9 protein-coding genes and 2 pseudogenes are annotated in these 10134 nt (G+C 63.3%); all 11 read left to right on the top strand.

Going from position 1 to position 10134, the window contains the following annotated elements:
• Positions 1–297 precede the first annotated feature (297 nt).
• Positions 298–951: pseudogene (locus ACSSVZ_RS27390) on the top strand (relaxase/mobilization nuclease domain-containing protein); the annotation flags it as partial.
• A gap of 168 nt (positions 952–1119) precedes the next feature.
• Entirely contained in the window at positions 1120–2352 is a 1233-nt protein-coding gene (locus ACSSVZ_RS27385; protein ID WP_453974037.1) for a DUF3363 domain-containing protein, read from the top strand.
• 86 nt (positions 2353–2438) lie between these two features.
• On the top strand, positions 2439–2852 hold the full coding sequence (locus ACSSVZ_RS27380; RefSeq protein WP_453974036.1) for a helix-turn-helix domain-containing protein: 414 nt from the start codon (positions 2439–2441) through the stop codon (positions 2850–2852).
• Between the two features lie 4 nt (positions 2853–2856).
• Positions 2857–3720, top strand: a complete 864-nt coding sequence (locus ACSSVZ_RS27375) for an alpha/beta fold hydrolase (RefSeq protein WP_453974035.1) — start codon at positions 2857–2859, stop codon at positions 3718–3720.
• Positions 3721–3795: 75 nt separating this feature from the next.
• Positions 3796–4761 (top strand): LysR family transcriptional regulator, encoded by a 966-nt coding sequence (locus ACSSVZ_RS27370; protein WP_453974034.1) that lies wholly within the window; start codon positions 3796–3798, stop codon positions 4759–4761.
• Between the two features lie 158 nt (positions 4762–4919).
• The gene (locus tag ACSSVZ_RS27365) at positions 4920–6905 is read left to right on the top strand and encodes a conjugal transfer protein TraG (RefSeq protein WP_453974033.1); all 1986 of its coding nucleotides are present in this window, start codon (positions 4920–4922) and stop codon (positions 6903–6905) included.
• A 10-nt stretch (positions 6906–6915) separates the two neighbouring features.
• Complete coding sequence (locus tag ACSSVZ_RS27360) at positions 6916–7377, top strand: ribbon-helix-helix domain-containing protein (RefSeq protein WP_453974032.1); 462 nt, start codon at positions 6916–6918, stop codon at positions 7375–7377.
• Positions 7378–7524: 147 nt separating this feature from the next.
• Positions 7525–8505 (top strand): P-type conjugative transfer ATPase TrbB, encoded by a 981-nt coding sequence (gene trbB / locus ACSSVZ_RS27355; protein ID WP_453974031.1) that lies wholly within the window; start codon positions 7525–7527, stop codon positions 8503–8505.
• Positions 8502–8834: a TrbC/VirB2 family protein gene (locus ACSSVZ_RS27350; RefSeq protein WP_453974030.1), complete on the top strand. Its 333-nt coding sequence runs from the start codon at positions 8502–8504 to the stop codon at positions 8832–8834. Before trbB ends, ACSSVZ_RS27350 begins: the two co-directional genes overlap by 4 nt.
• Complete coding sequence (locus ACSSVZ_RS27345) at positions 8834–9115, top strand: VirB3 family type IV secretion system protein (RefSeq protein WP_453974029.1); 282 nt, start codon at positions 8834–8836, stop codon at positions 9113–9115. Before ACSSVZ_RS27350 ends, ACSSVZ_RS27345 begins: the two co-directional genes overlap by 1 nt.
• Positions 9116–9125: 10 nt before the next feature.
• Positions 9126–10040: pseudogene (locus tag ACSSVZ_RS27340) on the top strand (conjugal transfer protein TrbE); the annotation flags it as partial.
• Positions 10041–10134 lie beyond the last annotated feature (94 nt).

Below are 10134 nucleotides of genomic sequence, written 5' to 3'. Positions count from 1 at the left end.
CGTGCCAGAGAGAGCAGCGTAGTATATCTTCGTAGCCACAAGGAGAAACGACGATGGCGAAAAGAGCAGCTGAAACACGACCGATTAGGAGGGCAAGATTAAAGAAGACGGCACCATGATGGGCCGCTTCCGAAAATTGTTGTTGTCTGCACACTGGTTAGGGGAGCCGCGAGCGGCACCACGATTTTTGCCCCCGCGTGCCGCGATTTTGCGCAACGCCTTGGCTTTGCAGGGTTTCGAGCGGCACCATAGGCACATATCGGCCTGTTTTGGGTGGTTTTGGTCGGAGGCGCACCCATGAGCGTCGACGACGAAAGCCGCTTCCTCCCGAAGCCCGGCCGCATCCGATCCGACACGCCGAAGGCGGGTAAGACCAAGAGCTTTTTCACGCAGGTCAGGAAGATCACCCGCCAGCATCAGGCGGCAGCCTCCCGCAATCCTTCCATGCCGTCATCCGGCCGGCAATCGTCGCCGGGCCGGTCACGCGCCGTCGCCGCCAGCGGCAAAGGCGTGAAGCGTGGCCGGGGCGCCAGCTTCGTGCGCGCCCGCAATATCTCCGGCCATTGGCATCATCGCCAGCCCGGCAGCCGCCGCGTGATCGTCAAGCAGCGCAGCGTCCGGGCCGCATGGAAGGACGGTCGCGCCCGTGCGCATCTGCGCTATGTCCAGCGTGACGGAACCTCACGCGATGGCGAGCGCGGTCAGCTCTATTCGGCGCATGAGGACCGCGCCGATGGCGACAACTTCCTTGATCGCGGCAAGGACGACCGCCACCAGTTCCGGTTCATCGTCTCGCCCGAGGACGGTGCGGAGCTATCGGACCTCACGGCCTACACCCGCGATTTCATGAAACAGGTGGAAGCCGACCTCGGCACGAAACTCGACTGGGTTGCGGTCAACCACTACAACACCGGCCATCCCCATGTGCATGTAATCGTCAACGGCCGCGACGATACGGGCGGGGATCTGGTCATCAATGGCGATTACCTCGCCAACGGCCTGCGCGAGCGCGCCAGCGAGCTTGCCAGTCTGGAACTCGGCCCCGTCACCGAGATCGAGCAGACCCGCAAGCTGTCGGCCGAGATTGACCACGACCGTTTCACCCGTATCGACCGCGCGATGGCGGAGGAAGCCGATGCCCGTTTCCTCGACCTGCGCCATGAACCGGCAGCGCCGAGGCGGCAGTTCGAGCGAACGCTACGCCTGCGCAGGCTCGCCAAGCTGGAGAAGATGGGGCTGGCGACCGAGCACGCGCCCGGCGTTTGGGAATTGAGCAAGGACATGGAACCGGCCCTGCGCGAGTTGGGCGAGCGTGGCGACATCATCCGCACCATGCAGAAGGCGCTCGGCCCGCAGGGCGGCGAACGCGATCCCATGAGCTTTCAAATCCATGACGGAGCGCCAGAGACGCCTATCGCCGGCCGTGTCGTGGACAAGCATCTGTCCGACGAGCTGGGCGAGAACCTGACCGTTGTGGTGGACGGGATCGACGGGCGGACGCACCACATCGCCGGCATCGCGCCCGAGCGGCTGGAGGATGCCCGTATCGGCAGCGTCATCCAGATCGGCCCGGCCGAGGCGACGGCCCGGCCGTCCGACCGCACCATCACTGCCATCACCGAGGACGGCATCTATCGGCCGAGTCGTCATCTGGAGCAGGCGAAGTTTGAGGGCCGCGTTCCCGGCGGCGACTATGAGGGCTATGTCGATGCTCATGTGCGCCGGCTGGAGGCATTGCGCCGCGCCGGGATCGTCGAGCGGATCGACGCCGACCAATGGCGCATCCCCGATGATCTTGTCAGCCGTACCGCCGCCTACGACGCCGGCCGTGACCCGTCGGCGAGCGTCCGTGTCCTGTCACCCGTCAATCTGGAAAGGCAGATCGGATCGGACGGCGCGACCTGGCTGGACCGGCGATTGATCCATGGCGAGACGGCCGACCTTGCGCCGACCGGCTTCGGCCAGCAGGTGCGCGAGGCCATCGACCGCCGCCGCGAGCACCATATCGAACAGGGCGAAGCCACCCGAACGCGGGACGGTCGCGTGTTCTACCGGCGCAGTCTTCTCGCCACCCTGCGCGACCGGGAGGTTGCCCGCGTCGGCGGAGAGATGGCCGAGAGCAAGGGGCTACCGTTCCGTGCTGCCACGGATGGCGAGAACGTCAGCGGCAAGTTCACCGGAACTGTGCAGCTATCCAGCGGCAAGTTCGCCGTGGTCGAGAAATCGCACGAGTTCACCCTTGTTCCGTGGCGGCCGGTCATCGACCGCCAGCTCGGCCGCGAGGTTATGGGCGTCATGCAAGGCGGATCTGTATCGTGGCAGTTGGGGCGGCAAAGAGGAATGGAACGATGATGCGCCCATTAGACGACGTTCAACGGCATGTTGACTCCCTACAACTCCTTTTGATAGGTAGTTATTGTCAAAATAGAGAACTTTAGATGACACAAGAGCTATACACGGTGGAGGCTGTCGCCGAGCGCCTGAAACTGCACAGCAAGACGGTGCTGCGCTTCATCCGCGAAGGTCGCCTTCGTGCGACAAAGATCGGCAAGCAATACCGAATCCTTCGTTCCGATCTCGACGCTTTTGCCGGCCTCAGCTCCGCACACGAGGCACCGGCTGCGCGCGTCACTGCCGTGGTAGATGTTCCTAACGTGGATCAGGAGCTTCTACGGCGGCTCACGTCGATCATGCTTGGCGCTGCTGCGGGAAACAACGAGCAGCATCCCCAGGCCATATCAGTTGACATTGCGCATGATCCGATTCGGCGCGCCGTGAAGGTCATCGCTATCGGAACTCCCTCGGATGTGTCTGGACTCCTTAAACTTGTCGATGCGTGCCTGGAGGCTTGACCCCATGGCATCTGTCTTCAAGACCCCGGAAGGGCAGCAGATTGTTCTCGAACGCTATCGAGACATCCTCGGCCAATGGCCGGTTGCGCATCGCCAGCATCGCATCGCCACCAAACAAGGCGAAACATTCGTAGTCGAGAGCGGCCCCGAGGACGCGCCGGCTTTGATATTGCTGCACGGGACGGCGGCGAACGCAGCAAGCTGGATCGTGGACATCCCAGTATGGAGCCAACACTTTCGAGTTTTCTGCATCGACATCATCGGCGATGCAGGATTCAGCGCGCAGGTTCGTCCGCCGTACGATTCCGATGCTCATACGAAATGGTTTGATGAAGTGATGGAGGCGCTGTCTCTATCCTCAGCGGCTCTCGTCGGCATGTCGCTGGGAGGGTGGGTTGCACTGGACTATGCCACCCACCGGCCCGAGCGCGTAAGCAATCTCGTGCTTCTCAGCCCCGGCGGCATCGGTGAAGCGAAGAACATCCTGCTTTGGGCACTCCCACTGCTGCTGCTCGGTCCTTGGGGGCGGCGAAAGATGCTTGAACGCATCGGCGGACGCATGGATGAACCACTATCGCCGTCTGCTGCCGCGATTGTTGATATATCCAACAAAATCTTCGCCCACTTTATCCCGCGCAGGTCAACGCTCCCTCAGTTCAGCGATCAAGCTTTGCAACGGCTAAAGATGCCAGTTCTGGCGATCCTGGGTGGAAAGGATGTGTTCATCGACGCACCAGTCACACGGCAACGGCTGGAGCAGAACGTTCCGAACCTCACAATGCGCTATCTGCCTGATGCACCGCATTTCATTCCCGGGCAGACCGAAACGGTTCTCAAATTCTTGCAGAGCGCAACAGTGCAAACGTGATCTCGTTGCTTGCTGTCGGTCATCATGTTGCGCGGCCGATAGCACAGAAAGCAACATTACCGAAGATGGCAACAGATGCGGCGACGGTTATTGAAGGGAGAGAATACGCGCGCACGCGAACATACGAATCTTTTAGGTTCGCGTATTCCGCTGGTGTCGTTGATCCAGACATTGGCCGTCGCTGAATATCTAAACTTCCGTCATGCGGCGAATGCCATGGGCATCAGCCAGTCCAGTGTCAGTGCGCGCGTGAAGGCGCTGGAGGAAGACCTTGGCATCCTCCTGTTCGAGCGTCACGCGCGGGGCGTTCGGCTGACGGAAGCCGGCCGGCATTTCATCGAGCGGGTGACGACAGGCATCGACCAGCTCGACCATGCGGTCAGGACCGCCGGGATGGTGGGGCGGGGTGAATATGGCCGGCTGCGTGTTGGTATCCACGCCCTCATCCCCGGCAGCTTTCTTTCCACCCTGATCGAACGCTACCGGGAGCAACATCCGGGCATTGACGTAGAGATCGCCGAAGGCACGGCCCGCGATAGCGTCATGCGGCTTCGGGCCAACAGGCTGGACCTGACATTCGTGGCGGGCTTGCCCGAGTTTCCAGATTGTCATTCACGGCCGATATGGTGCGAAAGGCTTCTAGCCGCGCTGCCCGCGCGCCATCCGCTCGCAGATGGAGTGGGCGTCACCTGGGCTGATCTAGCGGATGACACTTTCATTGTCCGGCAGGGCGGCACCGGGCCACAGGTGCATGACCACATCGTCATGCGTCTCGCTGGCAACTCGCCGAAGCTGTCCATTCTACTCTTCGACGTTGAGCGCGGCACGCTGTTGTCGATGGTCGCGCAGGGCTATGGCGTCACCATTGCCGGCGAGGCATCGACGCTTTTGCATGCGCCCGGCGTGACGTTCCTGCCGATCCTTGATGAGCCAGAGCCCTTTCCGTTTTCTGCGATCTGGTCCCCGCACAATCGCAGTCCGGCGCTCAGGAGGCTTCTCGACCTTGCGGGCCAGATGAGTCGGTCAGGCTGGTCCATCTGACTCGCCAAACAGTTCGCGGGGGGCTAGCGACCCCGGTGCACCCGTCCTATTTGCCGCCGATAGTATCCGGCAGCCCTCCCGTATCATCTTTCCTATTGCCTCCCGCTGAAACGCTTATTCTCTGATCGGCTCCATCTCTCTTGCCGATTGGAGCCTGTGTGCGCGGAGGCCGAATCCTTTGGGGTCAGATCGCTGTTGTCTTCGCCATCGTTGTGGTGACGACCTGGGTGGCGACGCAATGGACGGCGTGGCGGCTCGGCTTCCAGCCCCAGCTTGGCAAGCCGTGGTTCGAGCTGGCGGGTTGGCCGGTCTATTACCCACCGGCATTCTTCTGGTGGTGGTTCTCCTTCGACGCCTATGCGCCCGCGATCTTCGTAGAGGGCGCGATCATCGCCACATCCGGCGGCTTCCTCGCCATCGTCGCCGCCATCTTCATGTCGATCATCCGCGCGAGGGAAGCACGCAACGTCGCCACCTACGGTTCGGCACGCTGGGCCGAGGACCGGGAAATCCGGGCCGCCGGGCTGCTCGGCCCCGATGGCGTGCTGCTCGGCCGATACGACCGCGACTATCTGCGCCATGACGGCCCGGAGCATGTCCTTTGCTTCGCCCCAACCCGCAGCGGCAAGGGCGTCGGCCTAGTGGTGCCGACGCTGCTGACCTGGCCGGGAAGCTGCATCGTCCACGACATCAAAGGTGAGAACTGGACGCTGACAGCCGGCTTTCGCTCGAAGCACGGCCGCGTCCTGCTGTTCGATCCGACCAACGCCAGATCGTCCGCCTACAACCCGTTGTTGGAGGTGCGGCAGGGCGAATGGGAAGTCCGCGACGTGCAGAACATCGCGGATATTTTGGTCGATCCCGAAGGCAGCCTCGACAAGCGCAACCATTGGGAGAAAACCAGCCATTCGCTTCTAGTCGGCGCGATCCTCCACGTCCTCTATGCGGAAAAGGACAAGACGCTAGCGGGCGTCGCCAACTTCCTGTCCGACCCCCGCCGTCCGGTTGAGGCAACTTTGCGCGCGATGATGGACACGCCGCATCTTGGCGAGGCCGGCGTTCATCCCGTCATCGCGTCGTCGGCGCGGGAACTGCTCAACAAGAGCGAGAACGAACGGTCAGGCGTGCTTTCCACGGCCATGTCGTTCCTCGGCTTGTATCGCGATCCGGTTGTGGCGCGGGTGACGGCGCGCTGCGACTGGCGCATTGCCGATCTGGTCGGCAGCCGGGAGCGGGCCAGCCTCTATCTCGTCGTGCCGCCGTCCGACATCAACCGCACCAAGCCGTTAATCCGCCTCATCCTCAACCAGATCGGCCGCAGGCTGACCGAGGAATTGCATACGTCCGGCAAGCGCCATCGCTTGCTGCTGATGCTCGACGAGTTTCCGGCGCTCGGCCGTCTCGACTTCTTCGAGTCTGCGCTCGCTTTCATGGCCGGCTACGGCATCAAGGGCTTCCTGATCGCGCAGAGCCTCAATCAGATCGAGCGGGCCTACGGCCAGAACAATTCGATCCTCGATAATTGCCATGTGCGGGTGAGCTTTGCGACCAACGACGAACGCACGGCCAAGAGGGTGAGCGACGCACTCGGCACCGCGACCGAGCTGCGCGACTCCACCAACTACGCCGGGCACAGACTGGCCCCGTGGTTGGGGCATCTCATGGTGTCGCGGCAGGAGACCGCGCGGCCGTTGATGACCCCCGGCGAGATCATGCAACTTCCGCCCACCGACGAAATCGTCATGGTGGCGGGCACGCCGCCGATCCGGGCGAAGAAGGCGCGCTACTTCGAGGACGCGCGCCTTCAGGAACGCATCCTGCCGCCGCCCGATCCGGCCGCCGCTCCGTCCGCACCCAACCCGTCATCCGACGACTGGACGAACCGCCTGGTGGCAGCAGCGAGCCGTTCCGCCACGGCCGTCACCAGTTACGACGAGGGCGATCCGGCCAACGCCAGCATCCGCCGCGAGCCGGAATTGCCCGAGCATGAGGAAATCGTCGCGCCACCGCCGCCCGAACAGGAGTTCGAGTTTCTGGACGACGAACCGGACGTTGACGCGGCCAAGGCCCGCGCCATGCGCCAGCGCATGAGGATGGTGGCGCGGCAGGCGTCGATGAATCCCGATGACGGAATCGAACTGTAGGGACACGTCCATGACCAGCCGAACCCGCCTGAATCTCTATTTCGACCCCGCGCTTATGCCTCAGATCGAGGCACTGGCGCTTCGCCGCAAGGTCTCGAAATCCGCTATCGTGGAGGCGGCGGTCATGTCCTACCTGTCCGGCGACTCCACCGACCAGCTTGAGGCGGCCGTGACACGCCGCTTGGACAAGCTCGGCCGTCAGATCGACACGCTCGACCTAGATCTCGCCGTGCTCGGCGAGACGGTCTCGCTGTTCATCCGCATTTGGCTCGCCGCCACGCCGCCGCTACCGGAGAGCGCGCAATCCGCCGCCCGCGCAAAAGGCGCGGAGCGGTTCGAGGGTTTCATGCAGACCCTCGGCCGACGATTGGCGACGGGCGACAGGTTCCTGAAAGAGCTGTCGCGTGATGTCGATTCGCTTCGTGACGGTCAAACACCAGATCAGTTCGAGACCGACAGCGATCAAGTATAAGTATTCAATCCCATCCTATTTGCCGCCGATCACCGCCGATGGCCGCCGGGACTTAGATACTTGTTGAACAGGACCGACTTCAGGCTCTCTTAATCGACCCCGATCCGGGGATCGTCTGTCGCGTCCCCGCCAGAAATCGGGGCCGACATGACCGCTAACCACCACAGACAGGAAGCAATCCAGCGCGGCGCGCGCATGTTGCGCACCGCTCTCGGACCCTCCATTGCACGGTTTCTGGAAGACCCCGCCGTCGTCGAGGTGATGCTGAACCCGGACGGGCGGTTGTGGATCGACCGTCTTTCCGAAGGGCTTGCAGATACAGGCGAGCGCCTGTCCGCTGCCGATGGCGAACGCATCGTGCGCCTCGTCGCGCATCATGTCGGCGCGGAGGTTCATCCACGTAGCCCTCGCGTCTCGGCCGAACTGCCGGAGACCGGCGAAAGGTTCGAGGGGCTGTTGCCGCCAGTCGTCGCCGCCCCGACTTTCGCCATCCGCAAGCCCGCCGTCGCCGTGTTCACGCTCGACGACTATGTGGCGGCCGACGTCATGACCGCCGATCAGGCGGAAACGCTGCTCGAAGCCGTCGCAGCCCGCGCCAACATCCTCGTGGCGGGTGGTACCAGCACGGGCAAGACCACACTCACCAATGCGCTGCTCGCCGAAGTGGCGAAGGGCGCGGATCGCGTTGTCATCATCGAGGACACGCGCGAGCTGCAATGCGCCGCGCCGAACCTTGTCGCCATGCGGACGAAAGACGGCGTGGCGACGCTTTCCGATCTAGTCCGTTCTTCGCTTCGCCTACGCCCTGACCGCATCCCCATCGGCGAAGTGCGCGGCCCCGAAGCCCTCGACCTGCTCAAAGCGTGGGGCACCGGCCATCCGGGCGGCATCGGCACCATTCATGCCGGTTCCGGCCTCGGTGCGCTGCGTCGCCTTGAACAGCTCATTCAGGAGGCTGTCGTCACCGTCCCACGCGCTCTGATCGCGGAAACCATCGACCTTGTTGCTGTCCTGTCCGGGCGCAGTTCCGCGCGCCGGCTGGCCGAACTCGCTCGCGTCGAGGGGTTGGGGCCGGACGGCGACTACCGCATCACCCCCGCCAAACCCAGCACAGGAGAATCTTCATGATCCGCACCCTTTCGCGCGGCTATCGCCGCATGGCGACCGCCGCATCCACCCTTGCCATTAGCCTCATGCTCGCACCAGCCGCCCATGCGTCCGGTTCGTCGATGCCATGGGAAGCTCCCCTTCAAAGCATCCTCCAGTCCATCGAGGGGCCGGTCGCCAAGATCATCGCCGTCATCATCATTGTCGCCACCGGCCTGACACTGGCTTTCGGCGATACAGGCGGCGGTTTCCGCAAGCTGATCCAGATCGTCTTCGGCCTCTCCATCGCCTTCGCTGCATCGAGCTTCTTCCTGTCGTTCTTCTCGTTCGGCGGCGGGGCGCTCATCTGATGGCCGCCGCTTTCGAGCAACTGGACACGGTGCCGGGATTTTTCGTTCCGGTTCACCGCGCGCTGACCGAGCATATTTTGCTCGGCGGCGCACCGCGCTCCATCGCCATCATGAACGGAACGCTGGCCGGGGCCGTGGGCCTCGGCTTGCGCCTCTGGCTGGTCGGCATCGCCATCTGGGCCATCGGCCACTTCGCAGCCGTATGGGCGGCGAAGCGCGATCCCCAATTCGTCGAGGTCGGGCGCAGGCATCTGCGCATCCCCGGCCATCTGGCGGTGTGAGGGCGCGGCCATGATGAACCTTACCGAATACCGCCGCACCGCATCACGTCTCTCTGACTATCTGCCCTGGGCCGCGCTGGTCGGCTCAGGCGTCGTCTTGAACAAGGACGGCTCGTTCCAGCGCACCGCGAAGTTTCGCGGTCCCGATCTGGATTCCGCCGTCGCGGCCGAACTGGTCGCTGTCGCCAGCCGCATCAACAATGCCGTGCGCCGTCTCGGATCGGGGTGGAGCATCTTCGTCGAAGCGCAGCGCAGCGAAGCCGCGACCTATCCCGACAGCCGCTTTCCCGATTCCGCGTCCGCGCTGGTCGATGCTGAGCGGAAAGCCGGATTCGAGGAAACCGGGACGCATTTCGTGTCCGGTTATTTTCTGACCTTCCTTTGGCTACCGCCGGCCGAGGAAGCCGCACGGGCGGAAAGCTGGCTCTATGAGGGCCGCGAGCAATCGGGGGTAAACCCGCATGAATTGCTGCGCGGTTTCGTGGACCGCACAGACCGCGTTCTGGCGCTGCTCGATGGCTTCATGCCCGAGTGCCGATGGCTCGATGACGCCGGCACACTGACCTATCTTCATTCCACCATATCGACCAACCGGCATCGCGTTCGTGTCCCGGAAGTGCCGATGTATCTCGACGCGCTGCTCGCAGATCAGCCGCTAGCCGGCGGGCTGGAGCCACGTCTTGGGGCCAAGCATCTGCGCGTCCTGACCATCGTGGGATTCCCGACCGCGACGACGCCCGGCCTGCTCGACGAAATGAACCGGCTGCCGTTCCCCTACAGGTGGAGCACACGGGCCATCCTGCTCGACAAGACCGACGCCACCCGGCTGCTGACCCGCATCCGCCGCCAGTGGTTCGCCAAGCGCAAATCCGTCGCCGCGATTCTGAAAGAGGTGATGACCAACGAGGCGTCGGCCCTGGTGGATGGCCTGCTCCCCGGCAAGTGGCCACTGTTGTGAGTTAGATTTCGGCTCCAACATTGGAGCTGAGAATGCCGAAGAAGCGCTATTCCCCTGAACA

Source organism: Amorphus sp. MBR-141 (assembly GCF_053628695.1).
The sequence above is the reverse complement of the archived record's forward strand: the minus strand, read 5'-3'. Positions and strand labels throughout refer to the sequence as shown.